The organism is Anaerolineae bacterium (assembly GCA_013178165.1).
GTDB lineage: Bacteria > Chloroflexota > Anaerolineae > Aggregatilineales > Ch27 > Ch27.
Map to the genome: position 1 here is coordinate 1 of JABLXG010000012.1, position 14635 is coordinate 14635.

Annotated in this window: 14 protein-coding genes; 9 read left to right on the top strand and 5 right to left on the bottom strand. The window is 63.3% G+C overall.

Annotated features, from left to right (window positions below; translation table 11 throughout):
* The first annotated feature begins 218 nt into the window (after positions 1-218).
* The 5 genes from HPY64_09770 (at position 219) to HPY64_09790 (ending at position 5915) form a co-directional block, all read left to right on the top strand.
* Positions 219-539, top strand: coding sequence for a hypothetical protein (locus HPY64_09770; protein NPV67418.1), 321 nt, complete (start codon positions 219-221; stop codon positions 537-539).
* 294 nt (positions 540-833) lie between these two features.
* Positions 834-1910 (top strand): amino acid ABC transporter substrate-binding protein, encoded by a 1077-nt coding sequence (locus HPY64_09775; GenBank protein NPV67419.1) that lies wholly within the window; start codon positions 834-836, stop codon positions 1908-1910.
* Positions 1911-2037: 127 nt separating this feature from the next.
* Entirely contained in the window at positions 2038-3261 is a 1224-nt protein-coding gene (locus HPY64_09780) for an ABC transporter permease subunit (GenBank protein NPV67420.1), read from the top strand.
* An 847-nt stretch (positions 3262-4108) separates the two neighbouring features.
* Positions 4109-5110, top strand: a complete 1002-nt coding sequence (locus HPY64_09785; GenBank protein ID NPV67421.1) for an amino acid ABC transporter permease — start codon at positions 4109-4111, stop codon at positions 5108-5110.
* Between the two features lie 40 nt (positions 5111-5150).
* Positions 5151-5915 (top strand): amino acid ABC transporter ATP-binding protein, encoded by a 765-nt coding sequence (locus tag HPY64_09790; GenBank protein ID NPV67422.1) that lies wholly within the window; start codon positions 5151-5153, stop codon positions 5913-5915.
* A 70-nt stretch (positions 5916-5985) separates the two neighbouring features.
* On the opposite strand, the gene HPY64_09795 is transcribed toward HPY64_09790, so the two are convergent.
* The 3 genes from HPY64_09795 to HPY64_09805 form a co-directional block, all read right to left on the bottom strand.
* Complete coding sequence (locus HPY64_09795; protein ID NPV67423.1) at positions 5986-6396, bottom strand: hypothetical protein; 411 nt, start codon at positions 6394-6396, stop codon at positions 5986-5988.
* 142 nt (positions 6397-6538) lie between these two features.
* Positions 6539-9112, bottom strand: coding sequence for a DUF3160 domain-containing protein (locus HPY64_09800; GenBank protein NPV67424.1), 2574 nt, complete (start codon positions 9110-9112; stop codon positions 6539-6541).
* Between the two features lie 207 nt (positions 9113-9319).
* Positions 9320-9667: a DUF4342 domain-containing protein gene (locus HPY64_09805; protein NPV67425.1), complete on the bottom strand. Its 348-nt coding sequence runs from the start codon at positions 9665-9667 to the stop codon at positions 9320-9322.
* Positions 9668-9885: 218 nt separating this feature from the next.
* On the opposite strand from HPY64_09805, the gene HPY64_09810 reads away from it, so the two are divergent.
* On the top strand, positions 9886-10632 hold the full coding sequence (locus HPY64_09810) for a HEAT repeat domain-containing protein (GenBank protein NPV67426.1): 747 nt from the start codon (positions 9886-9888) through the stop codon (positions 10630-10632).
* Positions 10633-10639: 7 nt separating this feature from the next.
* Here HPY64_09810 and HPY64_09815 read toward each other — a convergent pair whose 3' ends face one another.
* A complete protein-coding gene (locus HPY64_09815) occupies positions 10640-12025 on the bottom strand; it encodes a hypothetical protein (protein ID NPV67427.1) in 1386 nt (461 codons plus the stop codon).
* A gap of 115 nt (positions 12026-12140) precedes the next feature.
* Between HPY64_09815 and HPY64_09820 the strand changes: the two genes are divergently transcribed.
* Positions 12141-12785 carry a hypothetical protein gene (locus HPY64_09820; GenBank protein NPV67428.1) on the top strand — a complete coding sequence of 215 codons (645 nt, stop codon included), beginning with the start codon at positions 12141-12143 and terminating at the stop codon, positions 12783-12785.
* Here HPY64_09820 and HPY64_09825 read toward each other — a convergent pair.
* Positions 12782-13585, bottom strand: a complete 804-nt coding sequence (locus HPY64_09825) for a PIG-L family deacetylase (GenBank protein ID NPV67429.1) — start codon at positions 13583-13585, stop codon at positions 12782-12784. The two genes, HPY64_09820 and HPY64_09825, sit on opposite strands and share 4 nt — an antisense overlap.
* A gap of 238 nt (positions 13586-13823) precedes the next feature.
* Here HPY64_09825 and HPY64_09830 point away from each other — a divergent pair, with 238 nt between their 5' ends.
* Both HPY64_09830 and HPY64_09835 read left to right on the top strand, forming a co-directional pair.
* Positions 13824-14195 carry a response regulator gene (locus HPY64_09830; protein NPV67430.1) on the top strand — a complete coding sequence of 124 codons (372 nt, stop codon included), beginning with the start codon at positions 13824-13826 and terminating at the stop codon, positions 14193-14195.
* Positions 14192-14623 carry a response regulator gene (locus HPY64_09835; protein NPV67431.1) on the top strand — a complete coding sequence of 144 codons (432 nt, stop codon included), beginning with the start codon at positions 14192-14194 and terminating at the stop codon, positions 14621-14623. The genes HPY64_09830 and HPY64_09835 overlap by 4 nt, the downstream gene beginning before the upstream one ends.
* Positions 14624-14635 lie beyond the last annotated feature (12 nt).

A 14635-nucleotide genomic window follows, 5' to 3' on the forward strand; every position in this document is an offset into this window, starting at 1 on the left:
CCCTGGGGCTCATCCGGTTGTTGAAGTTCGACTTCATTCCCCAAGCACGCCGCTTCTTCAATGCTCGGCTCGACCTGGCGCTTGACCTGCTTCTGGCTCCTCCCTGACAACTTTGCAACAGCCGTGTTTCCGCCGGCTGCTCCGTTCCCGGCCAGCCGCCGGTGTGGTATGCTTGGAATGCCGGGCAGCTTCCGGATTAGCGTCAGGGAGGCAAGGGGATGGACTTTCTCAAGCGATTGTTTGGCGGCGGCGCGTCGCGCGACACCAGCGGTATGTACTTCTACATCCGCAGCCGGCGCAGCGGCGAGATCATCCGCCTGCGCCTGGACCTCAACCAGCTTTCGCCAGAATACGAGGGCGAACGCATCTCCGGCTATTACACTCACAAGACACTCGTCGGGCAGCGTAGCTTCGAGCGGCTGGAGGCCGACTTCACCTTTGACGCCAGCAAGCGCCTGCTGGAGAAATCGGTTACCGGCGGCGAATTCGTCACCCGTGAGGACTGGCTGGCCCAGCAAGAAGGAGGCCACGAGTCGTGAGTCGCCTTCCCGACCCTGAGCAGTGAGAAGCATCCGACCGATCCGCTTGCAAAGCCATGCGGCTTCGTCATATCGCCGGTATCGCCGGGCCGACTATACTGCACTGAGCGATTTGACAATCTGGCGTCCTCATGCTACATCTTAACCATCAACACCGGATAAATTAACTCACAATACTCTGTTGGTTGTTGTGCAGGGCGGCGGTTGTGCCGCTACCGAGAGTTCTTTCTTGTTGATGGGTGCCTTCCCTCCCATACCGGGCGGGATTGTTCAATATTCTTCATGGAGGATCCAATGCTTCGTCACACACGCTTCTTGTTTCTCACCATCGTGACCCTGGCCCTGCTGGCCGGGGCGGTTTCCGTCCTGGCACAGGAGGGCGGCACGCTCCAGCTTGTGCGTGATCGCGGCAAGTTGATCTGCGGTGTCAACCAGGAACTGCTCGGCTTCGGGTATCTTGACCCCAACACTAGCGAAATTGTCGGCTTCGACATCGACTTCTGTAGGGCATACGCCGCTGCTATTTTCGGTGAGGCCAGCGCCGCCACCCTGGAACTGAACGTCGTCAGCACGCAAAACCGGCTCACAGCGCTGGCCGCTGGCGAGATCGATGTGCTGGTTCGGAATACCACCTGGACGCTCACCCGTGACACGGAGAACGCCCTGGACTTTGGCCCGACCAACTTCTACGACGGTCAGACGCTGATGGTCCGCGTGGGCGAAGGCCTGGAAGATAACTGGGACGCCCTCAACGGTGTGACGATCTGCTCCACCGCTGGGACAACCACCGAGAAGAACATCACCGACGCTATGAATGCCCGCGGCCTACAGTTCGAGCTGCTGACCTTCGAGAGCACGGCTGACACCATGTCAGCTTTTGTCGATGGCCGTTGCGATGTGGAGACTTCTGACCGTTCGCAGTTGGTTGCCTTGCGTGCGGCTCAGGCCGACCCTGCTGCCTATTACATCTGGCGGGAGAATATCTCCAAAGAACCGTTGGGGCCGGTTTACCGGCAAAACGACTCGCAGTTCGCCGACATCATCAACTGGACAACCTACGGCCTGATCCAGGCAGAGGAATTCGGTATTACCTCGGCCAACCTCGATCAGTTCCTCCGCCAGGATGGTGAGAATGACGAAGCCTACACCGCCCGTGTCGGCGCGCAGATTGCCCGCTTCCTGGATGGCTCGTTGGGCATCGGCGGCAAACTGGGTTTGGCCAATGACTTTATGGCCAACGTCATCCGCGCAGTAGGTAACTACGGCGAGATTTTCGAGCGTCATCTGGGGGCGGACGGCCTGGGCATGGCGCGCGGCTACAACGCCCTGTGGAGCCAGGGCGGCCTGCAGTACGCGCCTGCCTGGCGCTAACCCATCAGTCGTCATAGAGCAGCACTTCCGGCAGGGGCAGCCCGCAACGCTGCCTCTGCCGTATTCCCCCCCTGGGCCTTCCTCTGCCGATGACCGGGGAGCTTCTTCATGACAAGGATAACAACGTATGGAGAGACGCCCGCGCACATTTGACGTGACCGTCCACCAGGTTATTCCCTTCTGGCGGGACATCCGGGTCATTCAGATCGCAGCCCAGTTTATCTTCGCGCTCGTGACGATCCTGATCATCCTGACTCTGGTCAACAACATCTTGACCGCCCTTGCCGCCATCGGCCAGCGTCCCAGCCTGGACTTCTGGCAGTCGCCAGCCGGTTTTGACTTCGCCGAGGGGCCGGGCGTCCGTGCTACCGACACGACCCTACGGGCCTTCACTGTCGGCCTGATCAACACATTGCGGGCGGTCGGCGTCGGGCTGGTCGCTGCCACCATCCTGGGTATACTGGTCGGGGTTGCCCTGCTTTCCCGCAACTGGCTGCTGCGCACCCTGACCCAGGCTTACGTGGAAATCTTCCGCAACACGCCCCTGCTGGTGCAATTGCTCTTCTTCTACCAGGGCGTCTTCCGCGCTCTACCCCAGATTCAGGAAGCAACGGTGTTGCCCGGTCCGGTCTACCTCAGCAACCGGGGATTGGTCATCCCGGCAGTTTTCACAACGGAGACTTTCCCACTGTGGTTGACCTATGTCCTGGTCGGGATGGTAGCGGGGATGGTGGTCTGGTATGTACGAGCGCGCTACCAGCGGGACACCGGCCAGCCTGGCCACCAGTGGTTGCTTGGTCTGCTGGCGGTCATCCCCTTTGCCGTAGTAGGCTGGCTGGTGATTGGCCCACCTCCATTCGGGATCAACCTGCCCCAGCCCACTCTGTTCGAACGGCCCGACGGCGTGACCGTAATTCGGCGCATTGAAGGCGGGGAGATGATCACGCCGGAATACGCCTCGCTGGTGGTCGGGCTGGTGCTCTATACAGCGGTGTTCATTGGCGAGATCGTACGGGCGGGAATCCAGGCCGTCCCTTACGGGCAGATCGAGGCCGCCCGAGCCCTGGGTCTGACTTATGGCCAGACGCTCCAGCTCGTGGTGTTGCCGCAGGCGCTGCGCGTGATCATACCGCCGCTGGGTAACCAATACCTGAACCTGGCCAAGAATTCCAGCCTGGCCACGGCCATCGCCTACGCCGATGTCTTCCAGATTTCCAAGACCCTGATGAGCCAGACCGGCCAGGTGGTGACATTATTCGCCTCGGTCATGCTTGCCTACCTGACCATGAGTCTGTCGATCTCGGCGGTCATGAACTGGATCAATGCGCGACTCAAGCTGAAGGAGCGCTAACGTGGCCGGGATAGATTACTACGTTGAAACCGCCCCCCCGCCCACGCGCAAGCCACCCGTGGTGGAGACGGGCGTGCTGGGCTGGCTGCGGGAGAACCTGTTCAGTTCATGGGGCAACAGTGTGCTCAGCATCCTGACTGCCGCTTTTCTAGTCTGGTCGCTCGCGGCGGTGCTGCGCTGGGCCATCCAGCAGGCCAACTGGGCCGTGATCACCAGCAACCTGCAACTCTTTGCTCTAGGTCGCTACCCACAGGATCAGGCCTGGCGCCCGCTGATCGGCGCGGCAGTGCTGATGTTCCTGATTGGGCTGGCCTGGCGGCTATGGGGCCGCGCCGGGTGGGTGGTGGTGGCGGTGGCGGTCGTGAGCCTGGCCCTGTTGTTCATCTTCCCGGTGGTGGCTGCCAGCTTACCGATCCCCGACGTGCATCTGCTGATCGGCGGCCCTACCACCGAGCCGCTGCCAGTCCTGGCCTATACCGCGCAGGCAGGCCAGACAGTCACCTTCACCTTGCAGCCCACCTCTTTTGAGACGCCACCGCCAAAAGGCTTCATCGATTCTGCTTCGCTGACGGTCTACGGCCTGGGGCGGCAGAACATGCGCGCAGCACAACTTCAGGCGGAGCGCGCCCGCGCCGCAGGGGAGGAACCGCCAGCGGAGATACCGCCAGATCTGGTGGCGACAGTCATCCTGCGCAACGCGGCGGGCGAGACGCTGGTCTCCCTGGCCGCCGGCCCTGCCCCGCGGTCGGCAACGCTGACCTGGACCTTTCCGGAAGGCGGCTGGTACCTGTTGGAGCTGGCAGGAGAGGGAGAAGCCGGCGCCTTCTGGCTGGACATTTCGGCTATCATGCCGCTTTCCACGGCTGGCGGGGAAATCACGGCACGTGAGGCGCTCTACGGGCTACCGCCGACGCTGGAAGGCCGCCGTGTCCGAGTGATGGATACGTCCTTGCTGGGCTTTCAGGGCTTGGCCACCCTGAGCGATTACGTCAAGCTGCACCTGGGGCCGATCAGCCTGGCCCTGCGCGACTTCGTGCTGGTCATGATCATAGTCACTGCGGCAGGCTATGGACTGGGCGCCCTGATCCGGGGGCAGTGGTGGGCCAAACGTGTTGCTTTGGCCGCCTGGACAATCTCATCGGTGCTGATCTTCATCCTGATCCTGGGCGTGGAAGGCGCGCCCTCCCTGCCGGTCGTGAGCATGGAGCGCTGGGGCGGGCTGCTACTGACGGTGACACTGACCGTGGTGGGCATTGTCGCTGCTTTCCCGATCGGCGTACTGCTGGCGCTGGGCCGTCGCAGCGAGCTACCGGTGGTACGCATCTTCTGCACGCTGGCCATCGAGCTGGTGCGTGGCGTGCCGCTGGTCACGATTCTGTTCATGGCCTCGTTGCTGGTCCCGCTGCTCGATCCCCGCCTGTCCAGCGTGGACAACGTGATCCGGGCGATGTTCGGCATCACCTTCTTCAGCGCGGCCTACCTGGCGGAGATTGTACGCGGCGGGCTGCAGGCCGTGCCTTACGGCCAGACGGAAGCGGCCAAGGCGCTGGGGATGCCCGGTTGGCAGATCATCGCCTTGATCGTGCTGCCACAGGCACTGCGGGCCGTGATCCCGGCGATCATGGGCCAGTTTGTCAGCCTGTTCAAAGATACATCGCTGGTGCTGATCATCGGCCTGCTCGACCTGCTGGGCATCGCCCGCTCGGTGATCAACCAAGCCGAATACATTGGTCTGCAGCGGGAGACACTGGTCTTCATCTCTGTGATCTATTTCGTCATGAGCTACCTGATGTCGTGGGTTAGCCGCCGCCTGGAGGCGACCGGCAGCGGAGTGGTGCGGCGCGGATAAGGCCCGCCGCCTGCCCATCAGTAAGTGGGGAGTTGAGGCAATGGTCAGCACATCACTACAGGACGACTTCCGGGACGAGCCAATCATCATCTGCCGCCAGGTCAATAAATGGTTCGGCGATTTCCATGTCCTCAAGGACATTTCCGTGGAGATTCTGCCGAAGGAAGTGGTAGTCATTATCGGGCCATCCGGCTCCGGCAAGTCTACCTTCATCCGTTGTATCAACCGTCTGGAGGAGCACCAGACCGGCCAGATCATCGTCGACGGGATGGAACTGAGCAACGACATCCGTAACATCGCCGCCATCCGCCGTGAGATCGGTATGGTCTTCCAGCAGTTCAACCTGTTCCCCCACCTGACCGTGCTGGATAACATCACCCTGGCCCAGCGCTGGAGTCGGCGGCGGCCCAAAGCGGAAGCCGAACAGCGGGCGATGCAGCTTCTGGAGCGGGTGGGCATCCCGGAGCAGGCGGCCAAGTACCCCGGCCAGCTTTCCGGCGGGCAGCAGCAGCGGGTAGCGATCGCCCGCGCCCTGGCCATGGACCCCAAGATCATGCTCTTTGACGAGCCGACCAGCGCGCTTGATCCGGAAATGATCAAAGAGGTGCTGGATGTGATGAAAGAACTGGCCCTGAGCGGAATGACCATGATCGTTGTCACCCATGAGATGGGCTTCGCCCGCGAGGTGGCTGACCGTGTCCTGTTTATGGATCAGGGGCGCATCGTGGAAGCGGGGACGCCACAGCACTTCTTTGAGAACGCGCAGCACGAACGCACCAGGCTCTTCCTGAGCCAGATCCTCTAACCGCCAGGGCGGCGCAAACGACAGGGGCGCAGCCAGTGCTCTGGCCGCGCCCCCTGGATGATTGGCCCGCTCAGAGCGTCTCCTCCAACGGCCATTTGAAGACGAGCAGCACCACCAGAATCGCCACATTGATCAGGACGCCCAGCAGCCCTTTTTCCACCAGTTGCTGCATTCCCCCATCCCAGAAAAGCACAAGGCTGGCGGTGGAGATCACCGCTGCGCCCACCAATACCGGGCGCCACCAGCCTGCCTTCACCAGGATACCTACCCCGCCCAATACAAATACCAGGGTCGCCACGATGAAGGCAACGCTGGCAAGAGCGCGCGTGGCCGGTTCTCCCAGCAAACCGGTGAACAACCACGAGTTGCCTGACCAGCCCATCTCCGGCTTGAACTCGGTCAGTCCCAGGCTCAACGTGACCGGCCACAGGTGAACCAGCCCATGCAACACCATGAAAGCGCCAAGTGCAATTCTGAGCATTCTGAATTACCTCCTTATAGAACCGAGTGACGGCGAAGTAATACGCAAGCGGCACACGCCGGGTTTCAGACCATGGCACGCTGTAGGAGATCAAACGGGGCGCAGCCAGTGCTCTGGCCGCACCCCTTCATCTTCCCCCGCTCTACTCGCCGAAGTACAGGCTGGTCCAGGCATGGCGCGGCGGCAACTCGCCAGCGGCCACCATCGCCCGCCAGTCGTCATCGGTCAGGCGGTTATCGATCGGCTGGATGAACTCGTACTGGCTGTAGACCGCGCCGCGCGTCAGGTGCAGGCCGTGCGGGCCATTCGCCACCACGTAGATCAGGTCGACTTCTCCGATCGCCTCCTCCAGCACCGTGCCGGCGGACGGGTTGCTGGCCACGTCAGCCACCAGCGCTACTGTCTCCGGCGGCTCCGGGATCCACTGCTCGACCTCATAGCGGATGTACCACAGCGTCTGCCCGAACTGCTCCTGCAGGAAGTAAAGCTCGTCGTAGGTCAGTTCCTCGCCGGCGATCTCCTTGCGGGCCATCTCGGCCAGGCGGGCGGCCAGCACGGCCAGGTTGCGCAGGGCGCCGTTCACAGCGTCGATCGGGCGGCCTGACCAGCCTTCCTGCAGGTAGCCGCGCTGATCCAGGCCCTGGCTGAGCGCCGCCGCTACAATCGCGATCCGGGCGAAGACCTCCGGATTCGGCTCCACGATGCTGGTGCTGGTCACGGGTGGCGTCCAGCCGCCCCCGCCCAGCCCGCCGTACGGCTGCTCGGCGTAGAGCAGTGTGGCATGCTTCAGTTCCGTCCAGCTGCCCAGCGTGGTGAGGATGTCCTTGTACTTCCAGGCGTCGGTCTGCATCAACGGCGGGACGAGCACTGGATCGCGGGCGAGCAGCGGTTGCAGCGCCCACAGCCAGCCGCCGTACAGATTCTCCAGCCAGGCCTCCGCCGCCATGCCGTTGACCTCACTGCGCAACGCGGCCAGATTCTCCGTATAGTTCTGGAAAGCGGTCGCGCCGGCCTGGTCGGCCAGGACATAGGCATGGTCAGAACCGAGCGCGGCGGCGACATCCAGGCCGAGCGGCAGCGCCCGCGACTGCTGCGCCGTGCCAACCTCCGGGTAGATCAACTGCTGCATGATGTAGCCATCCAGCGTGAAGCGCTGCCCGAACAGGCGAAAGCCCCGGGTGAACTCGTCCACCTGCTCGGCGGTGATGCCGATCGGCAGCGGCAGACTGTTGACCCGCGGGCCAGGCAGCGCCGCCACCCCCGCCAGGAAAGTGTCCAGGCGGGCCGGATCGGCCAGCGTGTCCAGCGGCAGCCCGGCGCCAAAGATTTGCGCCGCCAGCGGCTCATACTCAGCCGGGCTGAGATCGTCCATCGGCCCGACCATGAAGGCCAGCGTCTCGGCCATCGCCTGCCAGCGGTCGTAAGCGCCGCTGTTGAGCAGGGCGCGCAGTGCCAGCAGGCCGGTCAGGGTGTCGACCTCGCTGCGGGCCTTGAATGTGATCCGCCCCAGCCACATCATCGCCCGGAAGTACGATTCCAGCACCGGATTACCGGCATAGTAGCCACGTACCTTGTACTGGCTGAAATCCTCTTCCAGATCATCCAGAATCGGCACATCCAGCCGACCCTCCGCCGCCCGGATCAGAGCCACGATCGGCTCCGCCTCAGCGCGGATGGCTGGATTCATCACCCTGAGACGGGCTGAAGGGATGACATCTCCCTCGCTGAAAAGCGTCTCCTGGTTCAACGCGTTGACGTAGCTCGACTCGCCATCGGCCAGCAGGATCAACGGCACGGCGTAGTAGATTGCTGCACGGCGAGCATTCTCCTCCAGGGGCGTGCCGGTGGTCTGCGCCCACTGCTGCTCAGCCGCCGCATAGCCACCGCCCACAAAAGCAGCGACCTGCCCATAAAAGCCGCCCTGTTCCAGGAACATCAGCGCGTTCTGATAGGTCAGGAACAGCGCGTGCAGCAGGGCATCGGTGGTGACGAAATCGCCTTTGCCCTCTTCTTGCGGCCAGGTGCCGTCGGTGTAGACCTGATCAAACTGCGCGTAGCCGCCCGGCACAACCACAAACCCGTTCTGCGCCAGCAGGGCCAGCTGGGTGTTGCTCAGCCCGGCATCCACCACAAAACGCACCTCGCTCAGGTTCACCGGAGGGACGGGGAAATCGCCCGCGTAAACGTCCGGGAGCTGCAGGGCCAGCGGGTCTGGGCCGGTGTCATAGCGATCCGCCAGGAAAGCTTCCCAGTCCCAGCGAGCAAAGCCACCGCTCAGCACAGCAGGCCGTCCTGCCGGGACAGCGGCGGGCAGCGGCACCTGCGGCGTCGTGATCACTGGCGGGGTCAGCGGCACATTCAACACAACGGGTGGCTCCGGTACGAAAGCGTACGGCTCCACCCAGTACTCGCCGTTCGCGCCCTCAGCGACCCAGACAGCGCCCGCCATCATCGTGTTGACCTGCCACCAGTTAAGACCGGCGATACAGCGCGGGCCATCCAGCACTTCCAGCAAATCCCCCTCTTTCAGCTGCCCGACCAGGGTGGACTCCGTACCAGGCTCCTGCCGCGCATTGAGCAACGCCCCCTGTGGAGTCACCACTGCATAACGTCCAATAGTCAGGCGCGCTGGCAGCGCGCAGCTGCCTTCCTGCGCCCCAACCGGCAGGGCCGCCAGCAATATCCCCACAACCACCAGCAACGAAAGATAACGCATTCCCCTCAGCTCCTTCTACGATGACCACAAGCGACATTCGTGCATGCTTCATTGTAGCCGAATCCGCACCGGGCGATTTGACGCCTGCCCACCCTATGGCCGTCGCGATCCCGACGCAGGCACCGGCGCAACAAAAAGCGCCGCCGGAATATCCAGCGGCGCCCGGTTACCTGGCGGTTGCCATACCGCAGACGGCGATGAAACGACCTACTCCTGTTTCTCCTCCGGCTCCTGCGGGATTTCCATATCGTTGCCCTTGTCGGAGCGCTCGATCACCACGGTGACCTTGCTGACGGCCGCCGCCAGCGCGGCGACCGCGGCTAGCAGCACCGCCGGGAACGGGGCGAAGATTGCCAGTGCGCCAGCGCCGACCACGCCCAGCGTCAACGAGACTTCCAGCAGAATCTTATCATCCTGCTTGATGATCAGGCGGCGGACGTTGCCCTCACTGATCAGACGCTCAACTTCGCGGACAAGCTGGCTGCCCGCAACCGTCAACTCCTCAATGAAACCGCCTTCTTCCTTGGCCGGTGTGCCGCTGGTTTCCTCTTCCATCTCTTCGGTGGGAACCGGGTTTTCCATATCCGACATTGCTTATTCCTCCCCTGCTTTTTGATCTGCCAACGAATGGGCAGGCTCTATAGCGCTTGCTTTACATCATTGTATACGCAAGCTGTAGAGGAAGGTTGCGGCAACCCGGCCAGTCAGTCCCTCAACGAGAATCAGGCTGTGCTACAATGCCGATGGGGAAACAAACACGGAGTCTCCGCAGCGTGGAAACACAGCCAATCTCCTATGTCAACGTCCGGCGGCTACAGGCCCGCCATGATATCGACGGCCTCATCGACGCCCTGCGCCACAACGATCCGATCGTCCGCAAAGAAGCTGCCAGCGCCCTCCGCCAGCTGGGGGCCGTAAGCGCCGTCCCCGCTCTGATGGCTGCCCTGGCGCTGGAACACAACTGGCAGGTGGTGGCCAGCCTGTCGATCGCCCTGAATAGCCTGCAACAGGCCAGCACTCCCGACGACCTGGCGGCGCGGCGGGATGTAGCGGGTCTGATCGCCCTGCTGGACAGCCCCAACGATGCGGATGTTCGCGCCGCGGCCCGGCTGCTGGGCGAACTAGGCGACAGGCGCGCGGTGGAACCGCTGCTGGCGGCCTTTTCCCGCGCCACCACCCCCGATGACGTGCGTTATGTGATTGTGGAAGCGCTGCTGGCCCTCAAAAGCGCGCCGGATGTGCTGGCTCTGGCCGGGGCGTTGCGCCATCACGATTGGCAGGTACGTCGCCGGGCCGCCGCTGTGCTGGGCCAGATTGAGGCGCGCTGGGCCGTGCCGGGGCTGGCCGCCGCGCTGGAAGACGACGATCCCCGCGTGCGCCAGGTAGCAGAGGCTGCCTTGCGCCGCATCAACAGCCCGCTGGCCCGCCAGGTGCTGATCGGCGACGGGGCCACCCGCCGCCTGATTCCGGGCGCTCCTCGCCCTGCGCCGGATGAGGACGATCTGCTCACTCTCGACTGAGCAGGCCCTACCCGTCCCCCTGTGGCTCGTTGGTGCACGCCCCCAGACAGATGTAGCGGATGGTATAGGTGCCGCCCCCGCCATCGGCGTCGCGGATGGTGATCCGCCAGTCGCCGCCGCTGCCCGCCAGCGAGGCCCGGTAGCGCTCTGTCCGGTCGGCCATGCTATCGTACTCCGGCACGTAGACGCCCCACGTGGCTGACTCGATGGTCAGGATCGGGTCCCAGTCACTGAGCGCCGTCACTTCAAAGGAATCCACTGCCGCGGGCGCCAGCCCGCGCGGGGTAAATACCCAGCTGTCGCTTCCGCCAGGGGGAACCGTCCCGGTTGCCGTCGTGCCTGGCTCCAGGCGCTTACCGCTGAAGGTCAGGTAGATTCCGCCGGGCGGAGTTCCCACGAACGGCACCAGCGGCGTGGCGGTCGGGATGGGCGTGCGTGTTGGCGGACGGACAAAGCGTATCTCCGTCGCCTGCACTGGCTGCGGCGTCTGCAACACTGGCAGGCTGACAGCCACCGCACGCGGCAACGCCGCCAGCGGCAGGGCAGCCCGGTTCTCCTCGCTCAGCGGCTGGAGCGTCAGCGGACCGACTGGCTCAAAGCCGCTGGCCCCGCCCAACGTCGTGTAGACCTGCGTCCCGGCGGGCATCTCGATCCCGCCGTCAGCCGTGCTGACCTCCGCCCGTCCGCTGAGCAGGGCCAGCACCATGGCAGCGCGAGCCGGGGCGCGAATCAGCAGTGTCCCCTGCAGGCGCACCAGCACGCCGTTGATCAGATGGTCAGATGTCGCTCCCGGCGGTGTCTGCAGGATCACGGCGGGCAAAGGCCCCCCGGTGCAGTAGGGATCGGGCAGGCCGGTCAGGACGACCATGTTCTGGAAGAAGCCGTTCCCGCCGCCGATGTCAACCACCGTGGCGTCGCCATAGAGCAACACCCCCACAGCCTGATCAGGCCTGATGCCGGGTCGCGTGGCGACAGAAAGCAGGGCCATCCCCCATGAGTTGGTCGCCGACTCATAGGGAAAGGTGCGAATCTGGCTGAACAGCGTCTGCATGATGCGATCGCCTGGCGCGCTGAAGACCGGCTGGCCGGTGACCGGGCGGAGAATCACCTCAACACGCGGGCTGATGTAGCAGGCCTCACCGGGGGATAGACCGGCGCATAACGTCTGGACTTCCCGCGCCGTCGCCGCGATTACCTCCCCGCAGGAAAGCACTCGCTGCGGCGCGGGCGTCCAGGTGGGGGGCGGCGTGATCGTCGGCGTCACCGGCAGCGGCGTTGGCGTGACCGTCGGCAAAGAGGCCACCGTCGGGATGGCCGCGCTGCCACCAGTACAGCCGATTGCCACCAGCAGCACAAGCAGTCCGGGGATAAGAGCAAGCCTCCGGGGGGTCATGACGGCCTCCTGCGCAGCACAATAACGGGTGCAGATGTGTTCACCCCCAAGTGTACGTCACATCCCGGCGCTGCGAAAACCACTATACTTTGTGTAAGCATCCAGGGGGAAAAACATGAAGAAACTGGACTTCAAAAAAGACCTCAAGCACCTTTACCAGCCGGGCAGCAGGGATTTCGCCATCGTGGATGTACCGCCCATGAACTTCCTGATGATCGACGGGCAGGGCAACCCCAACACCGCCCCCGCCTACACACAGGCGCTGGAAGCGCTGTATGCTGTTGCCTACGCCCTCAAGTTCATCTGCAAACGCGAGTACAGCGTAGATTTCACGGTCGGGCCACCGGAAGGGCTGTGGTGGACAGCAGACATGGGCGCCTTTTCCCTGGCGGACAAAGACGCCTGGCTCTGGACGATGATGATCATGCAGCCGGAGCCGGTCACGGCGGCGCTGGCAGCGCGAGCAATAGAGGAGACACGCCGCAAGAAGGCGTTGCCCGCGCTGGACAGACTGCGCTTTGAGACGTACCACGAGGGGCTTTCCGTGCAGATCATGCACATCGGCCCGTACGAGGCCGAAGCGCCGACGCTGGCCCGCTTACACGATGAATATTTACCGGCTCACGGGCTGGCCCCGGCTGGCAAGCATCACGAGATCTACCTGAGCGATCCGCGCCGCACCGCCCCGGAGAAAATGCGCACCATCCTGCGCCAGCCCGTGCAGCGGATAGCAGAAGACCAGCCGGGGAATGTGGCCTAGCCGGTCAGCGCCTCGGCTTCTGTCTCCGGCTGCGGGCATTCTTCCGGCAGGACATGCCCCTTGCAACGCGCCCATTCTTCATCGGTGCGCAGGGTGATCACCCGGAACGATTCCGCGTAGGCGATCTCCAGCCCTCTGGCGCGTTCGGCAGCCCACTGCTTGATCCGTTCGGTAGGGTCCCAGCCGCCCATCTGGCTGACATGCTGTTTGAGCGCCGCGATCTTGAGGTCGATCGTCTCGGTGATATCAACGAATGTATCGGCGTGCTGCCAGGTACTGACATAGACCTTGCGCGTCTCGTGAGCGGTCAGGCCTTCGGCCTCCAGTTCGCGGAAAAGCGCCGGCATCCCTGCCGCCGGGAAGACGGCATCCAGGGCCGCGCTGCCCGCCGCGCGGTGATCGGGATGGTTGATGTAACTCTCGCCCACAAACAGCGCCGTCGGGTCCTGGGTGATCAACACCTCCGGACGGAAGCGCCGGATCTCGCGCACCAGCTCGCGGCGCAAAGCGATGGTGTTCTCCAGCAGACCATCCGGATGGCGCAGGAAGACCACTTCCTCCACGCCGACAACGCGGGCGGCAGCGGTCTGTTCCGCCTCGCGGATGGCCGCCGCTTCCTCCGGCGTGACGGCGGGGTCTTTGATGCCCACCTGACCGCTGGTGCAGAGGATATAGCGTGCCCTGGCCCCGTCCCGCACCCAGCGGGCGATCGTCCCGGCCACACTGAACTCGATGTCATCCGGATGCGCCACAATGACCAGCACACGCTCCGGGGTATACCGCCTGTTGTTGGTGCCCATTCGCCAACCTCGCCTTGCCTTCTGCTATGGATAGCCGATGTGCCCGGCGATTGTAGCACAGGCGACTCGCCCCGGCAGCGAATTCCCGGCAGTGGACAGACAAAGGGGGAAAAATGTACGGCTAAATAATTTATGAAAAATATAGGAAGATTGTAGCATAAGCTGAACCTCACTTTATTCTCGTGCTAAACTAAAAGTGATTGAGATCCGCCGCAAGCCTGATGGCGGGAGAGATGGCATCATGGGCAAAGTGCTGGTAATCGAGGACAACAGCGCGAATCGCACCCTGGTTCGCCGCATCCTGGAAGCTGAGGGCCTGGAAGTCATCGAAGCGGAAAACGCCGGAACCGGGATCGCCCTGGCCAAAGAGCTGACGCCCGACCTGATTCTGATGGATCTGAGCATGCCGGAACTGGATGGCCTGGCGGCCACCCGTACCCTGCGTCAGATTCCGGCGTTACAGGCTGTGCCGATTGTCGCCCTGACCGCCAATGTTATGCCTGAGGAACGCACCCGCGCCCTGCAGGTTTGCGACGGGTACATCCCCAAGCCTATCGATGTTGACAGGTTCCCACTTGAAGTGCAACATTACCTGCGGAGGGGTGGATGAATCCTGGCCTGCCTGTGCTTGACCAGAATCTGAGCGATGCCTGGATTCTGGTCGTAGAAGACAACGTCCCCAATTTCGTGCTCCTGGCCCGCCTGCTGGCGGCGATGGGCATCCGCAACTGCGAATGGAAGACCAGTGGCTGGCAGGTAGTGCAGTATGCGGATACCCTGCCGCGCATTGACCTGATCCTGATGGATCTGCGGCTGCCCTATGAAGATGGCTACCAGGCGCTCCTCAAACTGCGCAGCAGCCCGCGCCTGGTCAAGACGCCGATCGTCGCCATGACCGCTGAGGCCAGCGAAATACAGATGCTCAAGGCCCGGCGTGCCGGTTTTAACGGCTTTCTGGGCAAGCCGCTCGACCCCGACCGTTTCCCGGACCAGATCCGGCGCATCCTTAATGGTGAACCGGTCTGGGAGTGGCGCTAGCTGGCCGCCCCC

Bases quoted from the DNA above. Each gene is read 5' to 3' on its own strand.
- HPY64_09770 (NPV67418.1), top strand. From the start codon at position 219: ATGGACTTTCTCAAGCGATTGTTTGGCGGCGGCGCGTCGCGCGACACC.
- HPY64_09775 (NPV67419.1), top strand. From the start codon at position 834: ATGCTTCGTCACACACGCTTCTTGTTTCTCACCATCGTGACCCTGGCC.
- HPY64_09780 (NPV67420.1), top strand. From the start codon at position 2,038: ATGGAGAGACGCCCGCGCACATTTGACGTGACCGTCCACCAGGTTATT.
- HPY64_09785 (NPV67421.1), top strand. From the start codon at position 4,109: ATGCCGCTTTCCACGGCTGGCGGGGAAATCACGGCACGTGAGGCGCTC.
- HPY64_09790 (NPV67422.1), top strand. From the start codon at position 5,151: ATGGTCAGCACATCACTACAGGACGACTTCCGGGACGAGCCAATCATC.
- HPY64_09795 (NPV67423.1), bottom strand. From the start codon at position 6,396: ATGCTCAGAATTGCACTTGGCGCTTTCATGGTGTTGCATGGGCTGGTT.
- HPY64_09800 (NPV67424.1), bottom strand. From the start codon at position 9,112: ATGCGTTATCTTTCGTTGCTGGTGGTTGTGGGGATATTGCTGGCGGCC.
- HPY64_09805 (NPV67425.1), bottom strand. From the start codon at position 9,667: ATGGAAGAGGAAACCAGCGGCACACCGGCCAAGGAAGAAGGCGGTTTC.
- HPY64_09815 (NPV67427.1), bottom strand. From the start codon at position 12,025: ATGACCCCCCGGAGGCTTGCTCTTATCCCCGGACTGCTTGTGCTGCTG.
- HPY64_09820 (NPV67428.1), top strand. From the start codon at position 12,141: ATGAAGAAACTGGACTTCAAAAAAGACCTCAAGCACCTTTACCAGCCG.
- HPY64_09825 (NPV67429.1), bottom strand. From the start codon at position 13,585: ATGGGCACCAACAACAGGCGGTATACCCCGGAGCGTGTGCTGGTCATT.
- HPY64_09835 (NPV67431.1), top strand. From the start codon at position 14,192: ATGAATCCTGGCCTGCCTGTGCTTGACCAGAATCTGAGCGATGCCTGG.